This is a genomic window from Streptomyces sp. TSRI0107 (assembly GCF_001905845.1).
GTDB lineage: Bacteria > Actinomycetota > Actinomycetes > Streptomycetales > Streptomycetaceae > Streptomyces.
Window position 1 is genome coordinate 767,648 of the sequence record NZ_LIVZ01000002.1, and the last position, 20,540, is coordinate 788,187.

Annotated in this window: 21 protein-coding genes; 11 read left to right on the top strand and 10 right to left on the bottom strand. The window is 70.9% G+C overall.

Annotation, left to right across the window (positions count from 1 at the left end; genetic code table 11):
• Positions 1-14 precede the first annotated feature (14 nt).
• From miaB to AMK31_RS07045, 3 genes are all read right to left on the bottom strand, one after another.
• Positions 15-1,532 (bottom strand): tRNA (N6-isopentenyl adenosine(37)-C2)-methylthiotransferase MiaB, encoded by a 1,518-nt coding sequence (gene miaB / locus AMK31_RS07035; RefSeq protein WP_073939497.1) that lies wholly within the window; start codon positions 1,530-1,532, stop codon positions 15-17.
• A gap of 82 nt (positions 1,533-1,614) precedes the next feature.
• Positions 1,615-2,331: a response regulator transcription factor gene (locus tag AMK31_RS07040; RefSeq protein WP_079186730.1), complete on the bottom strand. Its 717-nt coding sequence runs from the start codon at positions 2,329-2,331 to the stop codon at positions 1,615-1,617.
• The gene (locus AMK31_RS07045) at positions 2,328-3,356 is read right to left on the bottom strand and encodes a sensor histidine kinase (RefSeq protein ID WP_241842559.1); all 1,029 of its coding nucleotides are present in this window, start codon (positions 3,354-3,356) and stop codon (positions 2,328-2,330) included. The genes AMK31_RS07040 and AMK31_RS07045 overlap by 4 nt, the downstream gene beginning before the upstream one ends.
• A 210-nt stretch (positions 3,357-3,566) precedes the next feature.
• Between AMK31_RS07045 and AMK31_RS07050 the strand changes: the two genes are divergently transcribed.
• Both AMK31_RS07050 and AMK31_RS07055 read left to right on the top strand, forming a co-directional pair.
• Positions 3,567-4,052: a cation:proton antiporter regulatory subunit gene (locus AMK31_RS07050; RefSeq protein ID WP_073939498.1), complete on the top strand. Its 486-nt coding sequence runs from the start codon at positions 3,567-3,569 to the stop codon at positions 4,050-4,052.
• 4 nt (positions 4,053-4,056) lie between these two features.
• Positions 4,057-5,286: a cation:proton antiporter gene (locus tag AMK31_RS07055; RefSeq protein ID WP_073939499.1), complete on the top strand. Its 1,230-nt coding sequence runs from the start codon at positions 4,057-4,059 to the stop codon at positions 5,284-5,286.
• A 47-nt stretch (positions 5,287-5,333) separates the two neighbouring features.
• On the opposite strand, the gene AMK31_RS07060 is transcribed toward AMK31_RS07055, so the two are convergent.
• Complete coding sequence (locus tag AMK31_RS07060) at positions 5,334-5,738, bottom strand: MazG nucleotide pyrophosphohydrolase domain-containing protein (RefSeq protein WP_073939500.1); 405 nt, start codon at positions 5,736-5,738, stop codon at positions 5,334-5,336.
• Positions 5,739-5,824: 86 nt separating this feature from the next.
• Here AMK31_RS07060 and AMK31_RS07065 point away from each other — a divergent pair, with 86 nt between their 5' ends.
• The gene (locus AMK31_RS07065) at positions 5,825-6,835 is read left to right on the top strand and encodes a TAXI family TRAP transporter solute-binding subunit (protein ID WP_073939501.1); all 1,011 of its coding nucleotides are present in this window, start codon (positions 5,825-5,827) and stop codon (positions 6,833-6,835) included.
• A gap of 97 nt (positions 6,836-6,932) precedes the next feature.
• Here AMK31_RS07065 and AMK31_RS07070 read toward each other — a convergent pair whose 3' ends face one another.
• Both AMK31_RS07070 and AMK31_RS07075 read right to left on the bottom strand, forming a co-directional pair.
• On the bottom strand, positions 6,933-8,324 hold the full coding sequence (locus tag AMK31_RS07070) for a sensor histidine kinase (protein ID WP_073939502.1): 1,392 nt from the start codon (positions 8,322-8,324) through the stop codon (positions 6,933-6,935).
• Between the two features lie 9 nt (positions 8,325-8,333).
• On the bottom strand, positions 8,334-9,020 hold the full coding sequence (locus AMK31_RS07075; protein WP_073939503.1) for a response regulator transcription factor: 687 nt from the start codon (positions 9,018-9,020) through the stop codon (positions 8,334-8,336).
• A 287-nt stretch (positions 9,021-9,307) separates the two neighbouring features.
• Here AMK31_RS07075 and AMK31_RS07080 point away from each other — a divergent pair, with 287 nt between their 5' ends.
• From AMK31_RS07080 to AMK31_RS07110, 8 genes are all read left to right on the top strand, one after another.
• The gene (locus AMK31_RS07080; RefSeq protein ID WP_073939504.1) at positions 9,308-10,084 is read left to right on the top strand and encodes an amino acid ABC transporter ATP-binding protein; all 777 of its coding nucleotides are present in this window, start codon (positions 9,308-9,310) and stop codon (positions 10,082-10,084) included.
• A 103-nt stretch (positions 10,085-10,187) separates the two neighbouring features.
• Positions 10,188-11,030, top strand: coding sequence for a glutamate ABC transporter substrate-binding protein (locus AMK31_RS07085; RefSeq protein ID WP_073939505.1), 843 nt, complete (start codon positions 10,188-10,190; stop codon positions 11,028-11,030).
• Positions 11,031-11,150: 120 nt separating this feature from the next.
• Positions 11,151-11,828, top strand: coding sequence for an amino acid ABC transporter permease (locus AMK31_RS07090; RefSeq protein ID WP_073939506.1), 678 nt, complete (start codon positions 11,151-11,153; stop codon positions 11,826-11,828).
• Positions 11,825-12,733, top strand: coding sequence for an amino acid ABC transporter permease (locus AMK31_RS07095; RefSeq protein WP_073939507.1), 909 nt, complete (start codon positions 11,825-11,827; stop codon positions 12,731-12,733). Before AMK31_RS07090 ends, AMK31_RS07095 begins: the two co-directional genes overlap by 4 nt.
• A 177-nt stretch (positions 12,734-12,910) precedes the next feature.
• On the top strand, positions 12,911-14,566 hold the full coding sequence (locus AMK31_RS07100; RefSeq protein ID WP_073939508.1) for an FAD-dependent monooxygenase: 1,656 nt from the start codon (positions 12,911-12,913) through the stop codon (positions 14,564-14,566).
• A gap of 96 nt (positions 14,567-14,662) precedes the next feature.
• A complete protein-coding gene (locus AMK31_RS42290) occupies positions 14,663-14,734 on the top strand; it encodes a putative leader peptide (RefSeq protein ID WP_309544753.1) in 72 nt (23 codons plus the stop codon).
• 75 nt (positions 14,735-14,809) lie between these two features.
• Positions 14,810-15,358 (top strand): cysteine dioxygenase, encoded by a 549-nt coding sequence (locus AMK31_RS07105; protein WP_073939509.1) that lies wholly within the window; start codon positions 14,810-14,812, stop codon positions 15,356-15,358.
• Positions 15,355-15,768, top strand: coding sequence for a rhodanese-like domain-containing protein (locus AMK31_RS07110; protein WP_073939510.1), 414 nt, complete (start codon positions 15,355-15,357; stop codon positions 15,766-15,768). Before AMK31_RS07105 ends, AMK31_RS07110 begins: the two co-directional genes overlap by 4 nt.
• Before the next feature lie 106 nt (positions 15,769-15,874).
• On the opposite strand, the gene AMK31_RS07115 is transcribed toward AMK31_RS07110, so the two are convergent.
• The 4 genes from AMK31_RS07115 to AMK31_RS07130 all read right to left on the bottom strand — a co-directional run bounded on the left by AMK31_RS07115 (position 15,875) and on the right by AMK31_RS07130 (position 20,487).
• Positions 15,875-16,846 carry a sugar ABC transporter substrate-binding protein gene (locus AMK31_RS07115; protein ID WP_073939511.1) on the bottom strand — a complete coding sequence of 324 codons (972 nt, stop codon included), beginning with the start codon at positions 16,844-16,846 and terminating at the stop codon, positions 15,875-15,877.
• Positions 16,847-17,093: 247 nt separating this feature from the next.
• Positions 17,094-17,867 carry a recombination regulator RecX gene (recX, locus tag AMK31_RS07120; RefSeq protein ID WP_073939512.1) on the bottom strand — a complete coding sequence of 258 codons (774 nt, stop codon included), beginning with the start codon at positions 17,865-17,867 and terminating at the stop codon, positions 17,094-17,096.
• A gap of 3 nt (positions 17,868-17,870) precedes the next feature.
• Positions 17,871-18,998, bottom strand: coding sequence for a recombinase RecA (recA, locus tag AMK31_RS07125; RefSeq protein ID WP_073939513.1), 1,128 nt, complete (start codon positions 18,996-18,998; stop codon positions 17,871-17,873).
• A 235-nt stretch (positions 18,999-19,233) separates the two neighbouring features.
• Entirely contained in the window at positions 19,234-20,487 is a 1,254-nt protein-coding gene (locus AMK31_RS07130; protein WP_198948434.1) for an AI-2E family transporter, read from the bottom strand.
• Positions 20,488-20,540 lie beyond the last annotated feature (53 nt).

Consider the following 20,540-nt stretch of genomic DNA (forward strand, 5'->3'; position numbering starts at 1 on the left):
GCGGTCATCGGCCCTCAGTCGCAGCCGCAGCCGCTTCCCGTGGCGACCGGCAGCGGTGCCGGCACGCCGATCTTCGGCAGGCCCAGCATCACTCCCGCCGGCTTGGCGGCCTCGGCGGCGTTGCGCTTCTCCCAGGCGTCGCCCGCGCGGGTGCGGCGCACGTCGAGGACGGCGCCCTCGGCGAGGAGGTGGTGCGGGGCGGCGTAGGTGACCTCGACGGTGACCACGTCGCCGGGGCGGACCTCCTGCTCCGGCTTGGTGAAGTGCACCAGGCGGTTGTCGGGGGCGCGGCCGGACAGGCGGTGGGTGGCGCCGTCCTTGCGGCCCTCGCCCTCGGCGACCATCAGCTCCAGCGTGCGGCCGACCTGCTTCTTGTTCTCCTCCCAGGAGATCTCCTCCTGGAGGGCGACCAGACGCTCGTAGCGTGCCTGGACGACCTCCTTCGGGATCTGGTTGTCCATCTCGGCGGCCGGGGTGCCCGGGCGCTTGGAGTACTGGAAGGTGAACGCCTGCGCGAAGCGGGCCTCGCGCACCACGTGCAGCGTCTGCTCGAAGTCCTCCTCGGTCTCGCCGGGGAAGCCCACGATGATGTCGGTGGTGATCGCGGCGTGCGGGATGGCCGCGCGGACCTTCTCGATGATCCCGAGGTAGCGCTCCTGGCGGTAGGAGCGGCGCATCGCCTTCAGGACGGTGTCCGAACCGGACTGGAGCGGCATGTGCAGCTGCGGCATCACGTTCGGCGTCTCGGCCATGGCGGCGATGACGTCGTCGGTGAAGTCGCGCGGGTGCGGGGAGGTGAAGCGGACCCGCTCCAGGCCCTCGATCCCGCCGCAGGCCCGCAGCAGCTTGCTGAACGCCTCGCGGTCGCCGATGTCGGAACCGTACGCGTTCACGTTCTGGCCGAGCAGGGTGATCTCGCTGACGCCCTCGGCGACCAGGGCCTCGACCTCGGCGAGGATGTCGCCGGGACGGCGGTCCTTCTCCTTGCCGCGCAGCGCCGGGACGATACAGAAGGTACAGGTGTTGTTGCAGCCGACGGAGATGGAGACCCACGCGGCGTACGCGCTCTCGCGTCGCGTCGGCAGCGTCGAGGGGAACGCCTCCAGCGACTCGGCGATCTCGACCTGCGCCTCCTCCTGGACGCGGGCGCGCTCCAGCAGCACCGGCAGCTTGCCGATGTTGTGGGTGCCGAAGACGACGTCCACCCAGGGCGCCCGCTTCACGATGGTGTCGCGGTCCTTCTGCGCGAGACAGCCGCCGACCGCGATCTGCATGCCGGGGCGCTGGGCCTTCTTCGGGGCGAGGTGGCCCAGGTTGCCGTACAGCCGGTTGTCGGCGTTCTCACGTACGGCGCAGGTGTTGAAGACGACGACGTCCGCGTCGCCGTCCGACCCCTCGGGCGCGCGCACGTAGCCGGCGTCCTCCAGCAGACCGGCCAGTCGCTCGGAATCATGGACGTTCATCTGGCACCCGTAGGTGCGTACTTCATATGTTTTGACGCCCACTGCCTGGCTCCGGTCGATGCTGCTCATGGGACAAGGGTAGGCCGTCGGCAGAAGTGGCTCGGGCCGCCTGTGGACAACCGGCTCGCACGGCGCGGATCACCCGGTCGGCTCACGGCTCGATCAGGCCGGCCCGTATCGCGTACCGGGTGAGTTCCAGGCGGTCGCGCAGGCCGAGCTTCTGCAGCAGGTTGGCGCGGTGGCGTTCGACCGTCTTGGCGCTGATGAACAGCAGCTCGGCGATCTCCTTGGAGGTGTGGCCCTCGGCGACCAGTTTCAGGATCTCCTCCTCGCGCTCGGTGACGGGCCGCGCGGGCAGGCGGCCTTCTCCGCGATGGAGGCGCTCCAGGTAGGCGCGGACGAGGGCGCGTTCCGCGCCGGGGTAGACGAAGGGCTCGTCCCGCATGGCCGCGCGGCACGCCTCGACCAGATCGCGGTCGGCGACGGACTTGAGGACGTAGCCGGACGCCCCGGCCTTCAGGGCCTCGAAGAAGTACTGCTCGTTGTCGTACATGGTGAGGATGAGGATGCGCAGGCCGGGCAGCCGGCGGGACAGCTCGCGGGCGGCCTGCAGACCCGTCATGCGGGGCATGGCGATGTCCAGGACGGCCAGGTCCACGTCGCCCTCACGCGCGCGTGCGACGGCCTCCGCGCCGTCCCCGGCCTCGGCCACGACCGTCAGATCGGGCTCGCCGTCCAGGATGAGCCGGACGCCACGGCGTACCAGGGTGTGATCGTCGGCCAGCAGGACGCGGACCGGGGCGCTCTTCGGCGCTCCGCCGCGCGCGGTGCCGCTCGTCGCGCTCCCCCCGCGTCCCGGCGCGCTCATGTGCCTGCCTCCGTCACGCGCGTGGGCACGTCCGTCGGTCCGTCGGCGGCCCTTGTCCCGGCGCTCATAGGCCCGCCCGGCCCGTCCGGCCCGCACGGTATCCGCATCCGCACGTCCGTGCCGTGCTGCGGGCCCGGGCCGAGGCTCAGCTCGGCGCCGATCAGCAGGGCCCGCTCCCGCATGCCGCCGATGCCCGCGCCCTCGGCCGCCGTCCCGCCCAGGCCCCTGCCGTTGTCGCGGACGAGCAGTTCGACGCCGCCGGGGACGGGTGTCAGACGCAGTTCCGCGCGGTCGGCGCCGGAGTGCCGCGCGGTGTTGGTGAGCCCTTCCTGGGCCACCCGGTAGATCACGAGTTCGGTCTCCTCGGTGAGCGGCGGCAGCTCACCGCGCACCTCGTGCCGCACGGTCAGCCCATGGGCGGTGAACTCACCGGCGAGCGAGCGCAGTGCGCTGGCGAGGCCCAGCTCCTCCAGCACGCCGGGACGCAGCCGGAGCGCTATCCGGCGTATCTCGTCGAGGCCCGCGCGGGTGGCCTCCTGCGCGTGGCCGACCTCTTCACGCAGTTCCTCCGGCGCCCGGTCGGCGACCCGCTTGAGCTGGAGCAGTACGGCGGTGAGCGTCTGGCCGACCTCGTCGTGCAGTTCCCGCGCCACGCGGTGGCGTTCGCGCTCCTGGGCGGAGAGCGCGCGGGCCGCGCTGGTGGCGCGTTCGGTCTCCAGGCGGTCGAGCATCGTGTTGTACGTGGTGATCAGCTCGGCGGCCTCCGCGGGACCGGCGACGACCGCGCGGGCGCCCGGCCGCAGCAGGTCCACCGCGGCCATGGCCCGGCCGAGCCGCTGCAAGGGGGCGAGTCCGATGCGCAGCACGACGGCGTTCCCGGCCAGCAGCACCGCGAGGCCGGCGAGGAGCACGAGCGCCTCGCCGGGCAGGACGGGGGTGGACACGGTGACCGGGCCCAGCAGCAGCGCGGTGGCCACGACGAGCCCCGCGGAGTTGAGCGAGAAGATCCGCCAGAACAGCGACACGCTTCCCACTCCGCTCCCTCTGGCCCCGCTCGCCTCCCGGCACGATCGCGCCCCGTCCAGCATCGCCGCCGCTCGTCCACCGCGCATATCCGTGACAACACCCATATCGCCACCGTACGGGCGGGTGACAGCATGACGGCCTCGTAGTCCCCCGCCACGAGCCGGGGACTGCGAGCCGTATCGACGAGCTGGCGAGCAAAGGGAAGAAACGTGTCTGCTCCACGCCTCAGGGCGACGCCACTGCCGGGCATCGGGGTCCAGTACGACCTCGTCACACGAGAGCAGCGCCACCTGTCCGTGGTCGCCCACCGCGACGGAGCCCGCACGGTGGGCGTGTACCGCGCGGACGATCCCGACTCCTGCGCGCAGTCCCTGCGGCTGACGAGCGCGGAGGCGGGCGCGCTGATCGACGCGCTGAAGCCGTCGCACCACAGCAACAGCCTGCTGTACACCACTGACCTGGGCCTGGTGGCCGAGCGGATCGAGGTCACCGCGACCTCGCACTGGAACGGGCGGGTGCTCGGCGAGACCCGGATGCGGACCGAGACCGGCGCGTCGGTCGTGGCGGTGCTGCGGCGCGCGGAGGCGATCCCGTCCCCGGCGCCGGACTTCCGGCTCGCGGGCGGCGACATCCTGATCGTCATCGGTACCCGGGAGGGCGTCGACGCGGCCGCCGACATACTCGGTCGGGAGTGAGCCGGTGCACTCCGCGGTCCTGTTGATCGAGTTCGGTTCCATCATCCTCGGCCTCGGCCTGCTCGGCCGGGTCGCCGCCCGTTTCGGCATCTCCGCCATCCCGCTGTACCTGCTGGCCGGTCTGGCGTTCGGCGAGGGCGGTCTGCTGCCGCTCGGGGCGAGCGAGGAGTTCATCGCCACGGGCGCCGAGATCGGCGTGATCCTGCTGCTGCTGATGCTCGGCCTGGAGTACACCGCGAGCGATCTCGTCTCCAACCTCAAGGCGCACTATCCGGCCGGGCTGGTCGACTGCGCGCTCAACGCGCTGCCGGGCGCCGTGGCCGCGCTGCTGCTCGGCTGGGGGCCGGTCGCCGCCGTCGTCCTGGCCGGTGTCACCTGGATCTCCTCCTCGGGGGTGATCGCCAAGGTGCTCGGCGAGCTGGGCCGGATCGGCAACCGGGAGACGCCGGTCATCCTCAGCGTGCTGGTCCTGGAGGACCTGGCGATGGCCGTGTACCTGCCGATCGTGACCGCGCTGGTCGCCGGGGTCGGGCTGGCGGCCGGCAGTGTGACGCTGGCGATCGCGCTCGGCGTCGCGGGGCTGGTCCTCTTCGCCGCCGTGCGCTACGGCCGGCTCATCTCGCGGTTCGTCTCCAGCGACGACCCGGAGAAGCTGCTGCTCGTCGTGCTCGGTCTGACCATCCTGGTCGCCGGTGTCGCGCAGCAGCTCCAGGTGTCCGCGGCGGTGGGCGCGTTCCTGGTCGGCATCGCGCTGTCGGGCGAGGTCGCGGAGGGTGCGCACACGCTGCTCAGCCCGCTCAGGGACCTGTTCGCCGCGGTGTTCTTCGTGTTCTTCGGGCTGCACACGGACCCGGCGAGCATCCCGCCGGTGCTGCTGCCGGCGCTCGCGCTGGCCGTCGTCACCGCCCTGACGAAGATCGCCACGGGGTACTGGGCGGCGCGGCGGGCGGGGATCTCCGTCAAGGGCCGCTGGCGCACGGGCGGCGCGCTGGTCGCCCGGGGCGAGTTCTCGATCGTCATCGCCGGGCTGGCGGTCACGGCCGGCATCGAGCCGTCCCTGGGCCCGCTGGCCACCGCGTACGTCCTCCTGCTGGTCGTCCTCGGTCCGCTCACCGCGCGGTACACCGAGCCGGTGGCCATGTGGTGGAGCCGCCGCGGCACGGCCCGCGCGGGGGCCGCGGACGCGGTACGGCCGGAGGAGGAGCGGCGGGCGCAGGCGCCGGTGGGCGACTGACGGGCGGGCACCCGCCACGGGGTTCCCCCCTGAGGCCTGCTCCCCCCTCAGGCCTGCTCCGCCCGCCAGCCCTGGCGCCGCAGCACGCCCGACACGTCGGGCGCCTCGTAGTGCTCGCCCTTGAGGACCTTGCCGTCGGCTCTGCGGGCGACGCTGCCGTCCGGGCCCAGCTTGGACATGTTGGAGCGGTGGACCTCGGCGATCACCTGGTCCAGGTCGATGCCGTGGACCAGGGCCGTGCCGTACGCGACGTACACCACGTCGGCCAGTTCGTGCGCGAGCCGGTCGAGCGGGCCGGAGACCGAGACCTCGGCGACCTCCGCTGCCTCCTCGGCCAGCAGGTCGCCTCTGTGGGCGGCCAGCTCGGGCGAGACCTCGGTCGGGGTGCTGCGGGCGTCCAGACCGAAGGCGCTGTGGAATTCACGGACGAGGTCGGCGGGGGAGGAACTCATGCCTTGACTGTATCGACCGCCACCGACAGTCCCGGCTGTGATTCCGGCCCTGGTCAGTGGGCGCACAGGCTGGCAGGATCTCGCGTATGTCCAAGCTGTTCCCCCGTATCGGCAGGCGCCGGGCCCTGCAGAGCGCGGCCGCCGGTGTCGTGGCTCTCGGGCTGCTGCTGTGGTGGCTGCTGCCTCTGGAGGAGGAACCCCCGCGCGGGACGATCACCCTCAGCACGGGCACCCGCGCGGGCGTCTACTACGAGTACGGGGAACGGCTGCGCAAGGAACTCGCCGAGGACATGCCGGACCTCAAGGTGGAGCTGCTCACCAGCGCCGGATCGCAGGAGAACGTCGCCCGCGTGGCGACCGGCCGGGCCGACTTCACCATCGCGGCGGCCGACGCGGTGGAGACGTACAAGCTGGACGGCGTGGGAGCCGACCAGCTGCGCGGGGTTGCCCGCCTGTACGACGACTACGTGCAGCTCGTCGTGCCGCCGGACTCGGACATCCGGTCGGTGAGGGACCTGCGTGGCAAGCGGGTGGCCATAGGGCTGCCCGACTCGGGCGTGCGGCTGATCGCCAGCCGGGTGCTCAAGGCGGCCGGTATCGACCCGGAGAAGGACATCACGGCGTACTCGGACGGCATCGACACCGGGCCGAAGGAGCTGGGGAAGCGACTCGACGCGTTCTTCTGGTCGGGTGGACTGCCCACGGACGGCCTGCGCAAGCTCACCGAGGCCAAGCCGGAGTCGGAGGCGCAGCCCTTCCGGTTCGTGCCGATCGACGTCGACCTGGTCGCCAAGCTGCACAAGGAGCGCGCCGCCACGCGGTACTACCGCGCCACCAACATGCCCGAGTCGGCCTACCCCGCCATCCAGCAGGGCGAGGCCGTCCCCACCATCGCGGTGTCCAATGTGCTGATCACCCGCAAGGACATGGATCCCCGGCTGACCGAGTGGCTGACCCGGACCGTCATCAAGAGCCGTGACCGTATCGGCGCCCACGTCCACTCCGCGCAGCTGGTCGATCTGCGCACGGCGATCTACACGGACCCGCTGACGCTGCACGAGGGCGCGCGACGCTACTACCGCTCGGTCAAGCCGTAGATCCGTCTCCGCGCGGTGACCCTTCCCCGTCTCCCCGCCTCCCCGTCTCCGCGCGGAGTCCCATCAGCGGTACTCCCGCCCCACGCGGTCCGCCGGATCACACGCCCGGGCCGGTCCTGGGCACCCGCACCGTCACCTTCAGCCCGTGCGGCTCATGATGCTCGTACGCGATGGAGCCGCCCGCCGCGGCGAGCAGTGCGCGGGTGATGGACAGGCCGAGGCCCGAGCCCTTCACGTTCTGATGGCGGCCGCTGCGCCAGAAGCGGTCGCCCACGCGGGTCAGCTCCTCGTCGGTGAGACCGGGGCCGTGGTCCGCGACGACGATCGTGGACGTCTCGCCGTTGGAGGCGACGGTGACCTCGACGCACTCCCCGGCCGGCGTGAACTTCAGCGCGTTGTCGATCACCGCGTCCAGCGCGCTGGACAGGGTCACCGCGTCGGCCCACGCGGTGGTCGGCGGGCAGTCGGCCGCCAGCCGTACGCCCTTGGCCTCGGCGGTCGGCGCCCAGGCCGCGACTCGCTCGGCGGTGAGCGCACCGATGTCGGTGAGCTCCAGGTCCGCCTCGGCGTGCTCGGCGAGCGCCAGGTCCAGCAGGTCGTCCAGCACATTGGCCAGGCGTTTGCCCTCGGCCTGCACGGAGGCGATCTCCTCGTTGCCCTCGGGCAGCTCCAGCGCCAGCAGCTCGATGCGCAGCAGCAGGGCCGCGAGCGGGTTTCGCAGCTGGTGCGAGGCGTCGGCGACGAACGCGCGCTGCTGCTCCAGGACGTCCTCGACGTTGTCCGCCATCTCGTTGAACGACCGGGCCAGCCGGCGCAGCTCGGGGGGCCCGCTCGCCACCGCCACCCGGGACTTCAGCCGTCCGGTGGCGATGTCGTGGGTCGTCGCGTCCAGCACGCGAACGGGCCGGAGCACCCAGCCGGTGAGCCGTAGCGCGGCGCCGACGGCCAGCAGCATCGCGGCCGTCTCGCCGGCGGCGATGACCAGCCAGCCCTGGAGGATCCGGGACCGCATCTGCCCGGTGGGCGAGTCGGTGACCACCACGGCGACGACGTCGCCGTCCCGGATGACCGGCGAGGCGACCACGAGCCGATTGCGCTGCCAGGGCCACACCTGCTGCGGATCGTGGCTGCGGCGGCTGAGGAACGCCTCGTCGAACGCGTCCCGCACCTCACCCGTTCGAGGGAGGGCCCAGTCGTCGGGGGCATGGGCCATGGGGGCGTCGTCGCGGTAGAAGACACCGGCATGAATGCCGTAGACCTTGTAGTAACTGATCAGCTCGCGTCTGAGCGTCTCGCGGCGCTCGTCCTTGACCGTGGGCGCGGCGGTGACGAACTGCGCGAGGGCCGCGAACCGCGCGGTGTCGTCGATCCGGTCGACGACCACCTTCTGCTGCTGGGCGGCGGCCAGACTGACGGCGAGCGGGACGCCCAGCGCCAGCAGCACGGCCGCCATCAGGACGATGAGCAGCGGCAGGAGACGTGTGCGCACCCTGCCCCGCTACGCGCCGGGGGCGACGAGCCGGTAGCCGACGCCGCGTACGGTCTCGATGAGCGCCGGCATGCGCAGCTTGGCGCGCAGGGACGCGACGTGCACCTCCAGGGTGCGGCCGGTCCCCTCCCAGCTGGTGCGCCAGACCTCGCTGATGATCTGTTCGCGCCGGAAGACCACACCCGGGCGTTGCGCCAGCAGGGCGAGGAGGTCGAACTCCTTGCGGGTCAGTTGGACGACCGAACCGTCCACGCTGACCTGGCGGGTGGGCAGCTCTATCCGGACGGGGCCCAGGTGCAGGGCGGTCTCGATGGAGCCGGTGGCGTCCTCGTGGACGGAGCGGCGGCTGACCGCGTGGATACGGGCGAGCAGCTCCCCGGTGTCGTACGGCTTGACCACGTAGTCGTCGGCGCCGAGGTTGAGGCCGTGGATGCGGGAGCGGACGTCGGACCGCGCGGTGACCATGATGACCGGCGTGCCGGTGCGCTTGCGAATCTTGCTGCAGACCTCGTAGCCGTCCTGGTCGGGCAGGCCGAGGTCGAGCAGGACGACGCCGAATCCGGCGCCCTCGGGCACGAGCGCCTGCAGGGCCTCCTCGCCGCTGCGCGCGTGCGTGACGTCGAAGCCGTGCCGCGCAAGGACCGCGGACAGAGCGGTGGCGACATGGTTGTCGTCCTCGACGAGGAGCAGTCTCATCCCGGCCCCCTTCGGTTCATCGGCTGTTTGGATGCGCTGGCTGGAATCACGTGCACGCGCGCGTGCACCATGGCAGTCACGCTGATGGATGTCGACGGCGTCAAGAGGGTTCCGGTTGCGCGGCGCCCGAAGTTATCCGGCCGATACGCTCGCTGGTCACAAGTGCTACGACAGGTGTCCGATTGCTATCGGATCGTGATGCTCAGATTCCCCTCAGATGTAATGACGCAGGTCGCGTAGGGTTATTAGTGTCCTCCGAAACCCGAGGAGGACGGAGCCAGCAAGCGATGACCGAAGTATCGGTGGCCAAGGAAGACGTGGCCGCGTCCGGCGAACTGGTCGTCCTGAAGAGCGTCAACAAGCACTTCGGCGCGTTGCACGTACTCCAGGACATCGATCTGACGATCGCCCGCGGCGAGGTGGTGGTGGTCATCGGGCCCTCCGGGTCCGGAAAGTCCACCCTGTGCCGCACCATCAACCGCCTGGAGACGATCGACTCCGGCACGATCTCGATCGACGGGAAGCCGCTGCCCCAGGAGGGCAAGGCGCTGGCCCGGCTGCGCGCCGACGTCGGGATGGTGTTCCAGTCCTTCAATCTCTTCGCGCACAAGACCGTGCTCGAGAACGTCATGCTCGGCCAGATCAAGGTCCGCAAGGCCGACAAGAAGCAGGCCGAGGAGAAGGCGCGCGCCCTTCTCGACCGCGTCGGCGTCGCCACTCAGGCGGACAAGTACCCGGCCCAGCTCTCCGGCGGCCAGCAGCAGCGCGTCGCCATCGCGCGGGCCCTCGCCATGGGACCCAAGGTCATGCTCTTCGACGAGCCGACGTCGGCTCTCGACCCGGAGATGATCAACGAGGTCCTCGAGGTCATGCAGCAGCTCGCCCGTGAGGGCATGACCATGATCGTGGTCACCCACGAGATGGGCTTCGCGCGATCCGCCGCCAACCGTGTGGTGTTCATGGCGGACGGCCGCATCGTCGAGGAGGCTGCGCCCGAGCAGTTCTTCAGCAACCCGCGCAGCGATCGTGCCAAGGACTTCCTGTCGAAGATCCTTCATCACTGACGCACTCTCGTCGCCCGCGCGACCACCGCGCCCCACGCGTCGACCCGCGTCACCCCTGAACCGGACGGCCCGCGTCCCCTTCACCCCGCAAAGGATGTTCACCATGAAGCTCCGCAAGGTCACCGCCGCGGCTGCCGCCGCACTCGTCCTGTCGATCACCGCGACCGCCTGTGGCGGCGGCGACAAGGAAGGCGACAGCAACTCCGGCTCCGGCGGCGACAAGATCAAGATCGGTATCAAGTACGACCAGCCCGGTCTCGGCCTGAAGGAGCCGGGCGGTTCGTTCTCCGGCTTCGACGTCGACGTGGCGACGTACGTGGCCAAGGAGCTCGGCTACGAGCCCGACCAGATCGAGTGGGTCGAGACCAAGAGCGCCGACCGTGAGAACGCGCTCGCCCGCGGCGACGTGAAGTTCATCGCGGCGACCTACTCCATCACCGACGAGCGCAAGGAGAAGGTCGACTTCGCCGGTCCGTACCTGCTGGCTCACCAGGACCTGCTGGTCAAGAAGGACTCGGACATCACCGAGGCCACCGACCTCAACAACAAGAAGCTGTGCTCGGTCACCGGCTCGACGTCGGCTCAGAACGTCCACGACGACTTCGCGCCGAAGGCTCAGCTGAGGGAGTACGGCACCTACTCGGAGTGCATCGCCGGTCTCCAGAGCGGCGCCGTGGACGCGGTGACGACGGACGACTCGATCCTCGCGGGCTTCGCCGCGCAGGACCAGTACAAGGGTCAGTTCAAGCTCGCCGGCCTGAAGCTGAGCAACGAGAACTACGGCATCGGCGTCAGGAAGGGCGACACCGAGACCGTGAACAAGATCAACGACGCGCTGGAGAAGATGGTCAGCGACAAGTCGTGGAACAAGGCGGTCGAGGAGAACTTCGGCCCGGCCAACTACAAGAACGAGCCGGCGCCGCAGATCGGCAACATCGTCAAGTAGGCCCAGGACCGACCGTCCAAGTAACGCGGGGTCTTTGAGGCGTGCCGCCGTCCGCTGCGATCAGGGCGGCGGCGCGCCGCGTCCTCCACGTACGCCACACACCCGGAAGCGCGGGAGATCGTGTTCGACTTTATTTCTGACTATGACGATCCAACCTTGTTGGGTGCCTTCTGGGTGACGGTGCAACTCACCGTGTTCTCCGCCGTCGGCTCCCTGGTCTGGGGCACGCTGCTGGCGGCGATGCGGGTCAGCCCGGTCCCGCTGATGCGGTGGTTCGGCACCGCATACGTGAACATCGTCCGGAACATCCCGCTGACCGTCATCATCGTCTTCACCTCGCTCGGTCTCGCCGACATCTTCGGCATGACCATGGGTGCACCCGACGACTTCGAGGTACAGGGCTTCCGCCTCGCGGTGCTCGGTCTCGTCGCCTACACCGCGGCCTTCGTCTGCGAGGCGTTGCGCTCCGGCATCAACACCGTGCCGGTCGGGCAGGCCGAGGCGGCCCGCGCCATCGGCCTGAGCTTCAGCCAGGTGCTGCGGCTGATCGTGCTGCCGCAGGCCTTCCGCTCGGTCATCGGCCCGCTGGCGAACGTGCTGATCGCACTGACCAAGAACACGACGGTGGCGGCCACGATCGGTGTCGCGGAAGCCGCGCTGCTGATGAAGGAAATGATCGAGAACGAGGCACAGACGCTGCTCATCGGCGCGGTCTTCGCCTTCGGTTTCGTGGTACTGACCCTGCCCACCGGCCTGTTCCTCGGCTGGCTGAGCAAGCGACTGGCGGTGAAGCGGTGACCTCCGTTCTGTACGACGCGCCCGGCCCCCGGGCCAAGCGGCGCAACATCATCTTCTCCGTCGTCTTCGTCGCCCTCCTCGCGCTCCTTCTGTGGTGGGTCTACAGGACGATGGACGAGAAGGGCCAGCTGGAGTGGGCCCTGTGGAAGCCGTTCACCCAGTCCGAGGCCTGGACGACGTATCTGATCCCCGGCCTCGAGAACACGCTCAAGGCCGCGGCGCTCGCCATGGTCATCGCCCTCCCGCTGGGCGCCTTCTTCGGCATCGCGCGGATGTCCGACCACCGGTGGGTGCGCGTCCCGGCCGGCGCGGTGGTCGAGTTCTTCCGGGCCATCCCGGTGCTGCTGCTGATGCTGTTCGCCAACGAGCTGTACGCCCGCTACACGGACGTGACCAGTGAGGACCGGCCGCTGTACGCGGTGGTCACCGGTCTGGTGCTCTACAACGCCTCGGTCCTCGCCGAGATCGTCCGCGCGGGCATCCTGTCGCTGCCCAAGGGGCAGACTGAGGCGGCCCAGGCGATCGGTCTGCGCAAGGGCCAGACGATGACCAGCATCCTGCTGCCGCAGGCGGTCACGGCGATGCTCCCGGCGATCGTCACCCAGCTGGTCGTCATCGTGAAGGACACCGCGCTGGGCGGCGTGATGCTCGGCTTCACCGAGCTGCTGAACTCGCGCGGCACGCTCGCGGCCAACTACGCGAACGTCATCCCCAGCTTCATCGTGGTGGCGATCATCTACATCGTCCTCAACTTCGTCCTCACCAGCTTCGCGAGCTGGCTGGAGGGCAAGCTGCGGCGCAGCAAGCGGTCGACGGGCGCGGTGCTGCACGCGGAGGACGTCGACGATCTGAACGCCGCCGAGGTCGGTGGTGCACCCGGGTCAGGGGTCGGCAAGACGGTCTGATGGTCGGTCAATAACCGTCCGTGACGCAGGGGCAGTGGCATGATCGCCACTGCCCCTGTGTCACTTGACGCAAGCACCGGCAATGGGTTGCATACGTTCTGTGATCGTGCACCCTGCTCCAACTTCCTGTTCACACCCGTCCCTCAGGACACCGCCACGGGCAGGGGGCGCAGCGCCGTGGACCCGGTGATCATTGTCGGAGCGGGGCCCGTCGGGCTCACGCTCGCCCTGGCGCTGGCGCGTCAGGAGGTGCCGTCCGTCGTCCTGGACGAGGGTCCGGGCAAGGACGAGCCACGACTCGCGCGTACCGTCGTGCTGCGCGAGGACACCGCCGCCCTGATCGGACGGCTGACCGGTGTGCCGCTCTCCGAAGCGGGCGCCCGCTGGGCCGGATGGCGGTCGATGCGGCGCAAGCAGGTGATGCGCGAGATCACGTTCGGCGAGGCCCCGGAGGAAGCCGAGGGAGACGAGGCCGCCACACCGCTCGCCTCCCCCCTGCACATCGCACAGCACGTGCTGACCGGCGCCCTGCGCGCCGCGATCGCCCGCGAACGGCTCGTCAAGATCGCCGTGGAGAGCCGGCTGGACACCATCGAGCAGGAGGCCTCGGGCGTCACCGCGCACACCCGCGGCCCCAAGGGCACCTGGTGGCGCGGAAGTTACCTGGTCGGCTGCGACGGCCCCCGCTCCACCGTGCGCAAACTCCAGGACATCCGCTTCCCCGGCCGTACGGCGGTGGAGCGACACGCCGTGGCCGCGCTGCGCACGGAACTCAAGTGGACCGGTCAGGCGTTGCTCCACCGGATGCCGCCCTGGCGGACGTCGGGCCCCTCGGCCGGGGAGGTGACCGGGCGCCCGCTCCCGGAGGGTGTCTGGCGACTGGACTGGCTGCTGCCGCCCGGCAAGGACCTGGTCACGCCCGAGCTGCTGATGGACCGGGTCCGGGAGACCCTGGCCGGCTGGTCGGACGGCGCGTCACCGTCGTACGAACTGCTGGACACCGGAGTCCACACGGTCCACCACCGGCTGGCCCGGCGCTGGCGGGCGGGCCGGGTCTTCCTCGCCGGGGACGCGGCGCACCTGCTCGGCGCGCTCGGCACGCAGGGCCTGGACGAGGGGCTGCGGGACGCCGACAACCTCGCCTGGAAGCTGGCGCTGGCCTGGCACCACGGGCCGCACGAGGCGCTGCTGGACAGCTATCAGGAGGAGCGGCGCGCCGTCGTCGCCGCCCGGCTGCGGGCCGCCGACCAGGCGCTCCCGCTGCTGCGCGGCGGCAAGGGCCTGCGCTCGTACGTCCCCGGCACCGCCCGCGGCCACGACGCGCTGCTCACCGACGGGCACCTCGGCAGCGGACCGCTCGGCGCGCCGGGGACGTACGCCGGATCCCCGCTGGCGCCCCGGCACAGCGAGGCCGAGGTCCCGGTCGACACCCCGCCGGGTGCGCCGGTCACCGATGTGGTGGTCACGGCGGAGGACGGCTCCTTCGTGTGGCTGCGGGACCGGCTGGGCCGCGGCGCGCTGCTCGTCGTGCTCGTCGCGCCGGGCACGGGCGTGTGGGAGCGCAAGCACTGGGTGTCGGCCGGGATCATGCCCCGGCTCGCGGCCGCGGTGACGGCGCTGCCCCACCCCGCCGAGCTGCTGGTCGCCGAGCACTATCCCGGTGCGGCCCCGCACACCGTGCTCCTCGTCCGCCCCGACGGCCATCTGGTCACGGCGCTGAACGGGGTGCGCCCGGCCGACCTGTACACGGCGGCCGAGGCGACGCTCGGCGGCCCGGTGAAGGCGCCGGGGAGGGCGGAGGCCGGCGCCGGGGCCGGGGCGGGCTCACGCTGAGAGCCCGCACCCACGGTCACCGTGTGTCCACATGGTGACAGTGAGTTGACCCGTCCCGACCGGCATGGTGTACTCCGGATCGTGACCGACACCTACGTGCGCCTGTGGCGGAGGGTCCATATGGACCTCGTCCGCTATGCGGGCTGCGTGTGTCGACCGTCCTGCTGATCTCGCCCCTCCCTCTGCCGCGCGCCGCCGAGGCGTCGTCGCGCGTGCTCACGCGAACTCACCAGGACGGTCCACGTGTCTGCGCTTTCCTTCTCCCGTTCCGTTTCCGCCCCTGCCGCCCGGCAGGCCGCCCCTCCCACCCAGGCCGACCTGCTGGACTTCGCCCGGCGTACGGCCGCCGACACCGAACTGATCGACTCACTGCCGCTCGACCCGGAGGGCCGCACCTGGGTACGGCTCCAGGGGCCCGGCGGCAGTGAGGCCTGGCTGATCGGCTGGCCGCCCGGCACGGGCACCGGCTGGCACGATCACGCCGACTCGGTCGGTGCCTTCGTCACCGCGCGCGGCGAGCTGACGGAGAACGCGCTCGCCGCGCGGCTGCCCACCGACGGCTGGAAGACCCTCGAACTCAGCGAGGGCGTGGACCGGGAGCGCCTGCTGCCGGCCGGGCAGGGCCGCGCCTTCGGCCACCACCACGTCCACGAGGTCCTCAACGGGTCTCCCGATCGGCACGCGATCTCCGTCCACGCCTACTATCCGCCGCTTCCGCAGATCCGCCGCTACAGTCGCAGCGGCCAGGTGCTGCGCCTGGAGCACGTCGAGCGCCCGGAGGACTGGCAGTGAGCGGCGAGCGCGAGGTCCCGGTCGGCATCGACGAGTTCCTGGAGCGGGTCCGGGCCCGCTACGAGCGGATCGGGCCGCGGGAGGCGTACGACGCCCAGCAGAGCGGTGAGGCACTGCTGGTGGACATCCGGTACGCCGCCCTGCGCGAGCGGGACGGTCTGATCCCCGGCGCCCTCGTCGTGGAACGCAACGAGCTGGAGTGGCGCCTCGACCCCTGGGGCAGCCACCGTCTGCCCGAGGCCACCGGTCACGACCTCCGGGTCGTGGTGGTCTGCAACGAGGGATACGCGTCGAGCCTCGCGGCCGACTCGCTGCACCGGCTCGGCCTGCACCGGGCCACGGATCTGGTGGGCGGCTTCCAGGGGTGGCGGGCGGCGGGGCTGCCGGTGGTGGCCCAGACGGGTCGGTGATCCGGTCCGGGGTCGGAAGTCTGCTCGGTCCGGGGTAGGGACCCTGCTCTGTCCGGGGTCGGAAGTCTGCTGCGCGGTCCGGGGCAGGAGCCGCCCCGGACCAGGGTCAGAAGTCCTCCGGCGGGCAGTACAGCGGAACCAGGTCGGCGTTGTCCTTGGTGACCAGGCGCAGCGGCGTCTTGGCGATCTTGTCGGCCTCGGTCTTCTCGCCGCGCAGCAGGGCGATGGTGTTCGTCACCGCCAACTCGCCGGTTTCGGCCGCCGAGTTGGCGACGGTGGCGGAGAAGCGTCCGTCCTTCAGCGCGGCGAGGCCTTCGTCGGTGCCGTTGACCGTCACGATCTTCACCTGGCCGGCGCCGGCCGCGTCGAACGCCTTGCGGACGGCGAACGCCATCTGCTCGTTGGCGACGAAGGCGTACGTGAGGTCGGGGTGGCTGCGGATCATGTCCTCGGCGACTCGCCGGGCCTCGGCCGGGTCGTACATGCCGGGCGCTTCGGCCACCACCTCGGCGTTGTCCGGCAGCGCCGAGGTGAAGCCGCCCACCAGCAGGTCGGAGGCGGCGCCCGGGGCACCCGCGACGATGCCGACCGTCACGGGCCGACCGGCCGCGTCCTCGGCGATCCATTCGGCGTCCAGCCGGCCTGCCGCCTTCAGATCGACCACGACCGCGCCGAGGATGTCCGAGGTGTCCTCGGGCACCACCGAGGTGAGGAAGACCGGGATGTCCGCGTCGCGGGCCCTGGCGATGTGCTTCTCCAGCGCGTCGACGTCGACGGTCTGGACGATCAGGGCGTCGACGTCCCGGGCGATCATGTCCTCTATGTTGGCCAGTTCGCCTGCGGAGTCCTGACCCGAGTCGGCCGTGTACAGGTCGACCAGGTTGTTCCTGGCCTCCTGCTCGATCGACCGCTGGAGGCAGGTGTGGAACTGGGTGGTGCCGCCGTTGACGAATCCCAGTGTGTCGGGACCGTCGGCCGCCTGCCCGGCGGTCGATCGCAGCTGACAGCCGCTCAGCGCGAGGCCGACGCCGAGGAGGGACGCGGCCAGCGCTCTTCGGGAGCGGGCGGACACGGGCATGACGGGGCCGCCTTTCGGGCGTCTGGGATGCGGGCACAGCCGTGCGGGCACGCGGGATGCGCGTACGGATGCGTGGCCGTGCGGCAGCAGACGGTACCGGCGGCGGGGAGTGGATCATCCTTCCAGGCGCGCAAGGTAATCGTGCGTTCCGTGAGACGAGGTGTCCATCGGCCCTACTCGGCCCTGCGCGCGATCGGTGCTCCCGCCCGCCCTCCGTGACCAGGGCCCGTCGTGGCGCGCGGCCGCTTCAGAACCCCTCGTCCTCCAGGAACTCCGTGTCCTCCCCCTCCTCCTCCAGCGCCTGCCGGACGATCCGCAGGGCCATGCCCTCGGAGTAGCCCTTGCGGGCCAGCATCCCGGCGAGGCGGCGCAGTCGTTTGTCGCGGTCGAGCCCGCGGGTGGCGCGCAGCTTGCGGGCGACCAGCTCGCGCGCGGTCGCCTCCTCCTGCTCGGAGTCGAGCTGGGCGACGGCCGCGTCGATCAGCGTGGAGTCGACGCCCTTGGTGCGCAGTTCCCGGGCGAGCGCCCGCCGGGCCAGCCCTCGGCCGTGGTGCCGGGACTCCACCCAGGCGTCCGCGAAGGCGCTGTCGTCGATCAGTCCGACCTCCTCGAACCGGGACAGCACCTCCTCGGCGACCTCGTCCGGGATCTCCCGCTTGCGGAGGGCGTCCGCGAGTTGCTTGCGGGTGCGTGGGGTCCCGGTGAGCAGGCGCAGGCAGATCGCCCGTGCCCGCTCAGCCGGGTCCCCCGAGGACTCCCCCTGCTCGGCCCTCGACGAGGAGGAGGGGCCCCCGTCCTCGGTGGACGGGTCTCCGAAGCCGCGCCGCCGGCGCCCACGCCCCCGGCGTGAGCCACCCGCGCCGCTCCGGTCACCGCCGCTCGTCCCCCCGCCGGGGTACGAGTCGCCGTCCGGCCGACCGTCGCCGTGCCCGGCGGCCCGCCGTTCGCCGTCATGCCCCGGCTCCGGCTCCCGCGGGGTGCCGGGGTAGGCGTACTCGGCCCAGTCGGTTCGCCGTGTCACGGGTCAGCTCTTGGCAGCCGCGGCCTTGGTCTTGGCCGTCTTGGCCGCCGCCGGCGCGGGCACCGACTTGGCGGTGTCGTCCGCGGCGGTGGTGACCGCGGCGTCCGTGCCCGACTCGGCCGCCGGCTCCTCGGGCCGCACACCGACGCCCAGCTTCTCCTTGATCTTCTTCTCGATCTCGTTGGCCAGGTCGGGGTTGTCCTTGAGGAAGTTGCGCGCGTTCTCCTTGCCCTGGCCGAGCTGGTCGCCCTCGTACGTGTACCAGGCGCCGGCCTTGCGGACGAAGCCGTGCTCCACGCCCATGTCGATCAGGCCGCCCTCGCGGCTGATGCCCTGGCCGTAGAGGATGTCGAACTCGGCCTGCTTGAAGGGCGGCGCGACCTTGTTCTTGACGACCTTGCACCGGGTGCGGTTGCCGACCGCCTCCGTGCCGTCCTTCAGGGTCTCGATGCGGCGGATGTCGATGCGCACCGAGGCGTAGAACTTCAGCGCCCGGCCACCGGTCGTGGTCTCGGGGGAGCCGAACATCACACCGATCTTCTCGCGGAGCTGGTTGATGAAGATCGCCGTGGTCTTGGACTGGTTGAGCGCGCTGGTGATCTTCCGCAGGGCCTGGCTCATCAGGCGGGCCTGCAGACCGACGTGGCTGTCGCCCATCTCACCCTCGATCTCCGCGCGCGGGACGAGCGCGGCGACGGAGTCGATGACGATCAGGTCGAGAGCACCGGAGCGGACCAGCATGTCCACGATCTCCAGGGCCTGCTCGCCGTTGTCGGGCTGGGAGAGGATGAGGTTGTCGATGTCGACGCCGAGCTTGCGCGCGTACTCGGGGTCGAGGGCGTGCTCCGCGTCCACGAAGGCGACCTGGCCGCCGGCCTTCTGCGCGTTGGCCACGGCGTGCAGCGTGAGCGTGGTCTTACCGGAGGACTCCGGTCCGTAGATCTCCACCACACGGCCGCGGGGCAGGCCGCCCACGCCGAGGGCCACGTCGAGCGCGGTCGACCCGGTCGGGATGACCTCGATGGGCTCCTTCGACCGCTCGCCCATGCGCATGACGGCGCCCTTGCCGAATTGTCGTTCAATCTGCGCGAGGGCGGCGTCGAGAGCCTTCTCGCGGTCGGTTCCTGCCATGGGTTCCACCCGGTTTGCTTGAGTCGATCGCTTCACGTCAAAGACGCTAACGCCTGCCACTGACAATGCGCCCCGACGCGGGTCCGGCCTGTGGATAACCCGGACATTTCTCCCCTCATAACAGGTCGAAACGCCCACCGAGAGCCTCGCCGGAGCTTCCATATGAATGGATGTTCGATTTTCGTGTCAAGCGCACCACGCGGCTCTCCGGGCCCTCGGGCCGCAGCCGGAGGACCTACCGGCCCGACCGCCCCGCCGCCCGCAGCCGTCCCCACAGCTCCCGCGCCCGCGTGACCGGACCGGGTCCCGCGTCGCGCCCGCCTCGCCTCCGGTGCCCGTGGACCCGGGGGTCGTCCGTGACGTCGTACCGCTTCACGTACGCCCCCAGGAAGGCCTGGAGCGTGGCGACCGCCGGGATGGCGACCAGCGCGCCGACCGCACCGAGCAGCGCGGTGCCGGCGACGACCGAGCCGAACGCGACCGCCGGGTGGATGTCGACGGTCTTCGAGGTCAGCTTCGGCTGGAGCACGTAGTTCTCGAACTGCTGGTAGATCACCACGAAGATCAGCACCCACAGCGCGTACCAGGGGTCGACCGTGAACGCGATCAGCATGGGCAGGGCGCCCGCAAGATAGGTGCCGATGGTGGGGATGAACTGCGAGACCAGGCCCACCCACACGGCCAGCACGGGCGCGTAGGGCACACCCAGGAACTCCAGCAGTATGTAGTGCGCCACTCCGGAGATGAGCGCCATCAGACCGCGCGAGTACAGATAGCCGCCGGTCTTGTTCACGGCGATCTCCCAGGCCCGCAGCACCTCGGCCTGCCGGGCGGGCGGCAGCACGGAGCACAGCGCCCGGCGCAGCCTCGGCCCGTCGGCGGCGAAGTAGAACGAGAACAGGCCGACCGTCAGCAGCTGGAAGAGGCCCCCCAGGACCTGCGCGGAGACGTCCAGGACCCCGGTGGCGCTGTTCTGCACGTAGTTGCGCAGCCAGTCGGAGCGGAGCAGGCCCTCCTGGATGTCCACTCGCCGCAGTTCGGTGTTGAAGTGGGTGTTGACCCAGTTGATCACGGAGTCGAGATAGTCCGGGAAGTTCTCGACCATGGTGATGATCTGGCCGGCCAACATCGAGCCGAGCAGCGTGACGAATCCGGCGGTCACGATGAACACGGCGAGGAAGACCAGGAAGGTGCCCAGTCCCCGGCGCACACCGCGCGAGGCCATCCAGCTGACCGCGGGCTCGACGGCGAGGGCCAGGAAGAACGCGATGAGGATGTTGATCAGCAGGCCGGTGAGCTGGTGGAAGGCCCAACTGCCCAGCTGGAAGACGGCGATGAGCGCGAGCGCCAGCACCATGGCGCGCGGCAGCCAGCGCGGCATGCGCGCACCCGGCGCGGCCGCCCCGCCGGCCGGCGGCCGGTCGGGCGGCGTCGTACCGCTCGAGGAGGCGTGCTGCGCGGCCGGTCCGGTCTCATCTGTGGATGTCACGCTGCAAGTCTGGCCCACGCCGCCGACAACCGACCGCCCCAGGGCGGTCTCCG

Coding starts and splice junctions, on each gene's coding strand:
- recA (WP_073939513.1), bottom strand. CDS start 18,998: ATGGCAGGAACCGACCGCGAGAAGGCTCTCGACGCCGCCCTCGCGCAG.
- AMK31_RS07060 (WP_073939500.1), bottom strand. CDS start 5,738: ATGAGTTCCTCCCCCGCCGACCTCGTCCGTGAATTCCACAGCGCCTTC.
- miaB (WP_073939497.1), bottom strand. CDS start 1,532: ATGAGCAGCATCGACCGGAGCCAGGCAGTGGGCGTCAAAACATATGAA.
- AMK31_RS07065 (WP_073939501.1), top strand. CDS start 5,825: ATGTCCAAGCTGTTCCCCCGTATCGGCAGGCGCCGGGCCCTGCAGAGC.
- AMK31_RS07115 (WP_073939511.1), bottom strand. CDS start 16,846: ATGCCCGTGTCCGCCCGCTCCCGAAGAGCGCTGGCCGCGTCCCTCCTC.
- AMK31_RS07040 (WP_079186730.1), bottom strand. CDS start 2,331: ATGAGCGCGCCGGGACGCGGGGGGAGCGCGACGAGCGGCACCGCGCGC.
- AMK31_RS07085 (WP_073939505.1), top strand. CDS start 10,188: ATGAAGCTCCGCAAGGTCACCGCCGCGGCTGCCGCCGCACTCGTCCTG.
- AMK31_RS07080 (WP_073939504.1), top strand. CDS start 9,308: ATGACCGAAGTATCGGTGGCCAAGGAAGACGTGGCCGCGTCCGGCGAA.
- AMK31_RS07075 (WP_073939503.1), bottom strand. CDS start 9,020: ATGAGACTGCTCCTCGTCGAGGACGACAACCATGTCGCCACCGCTCTG.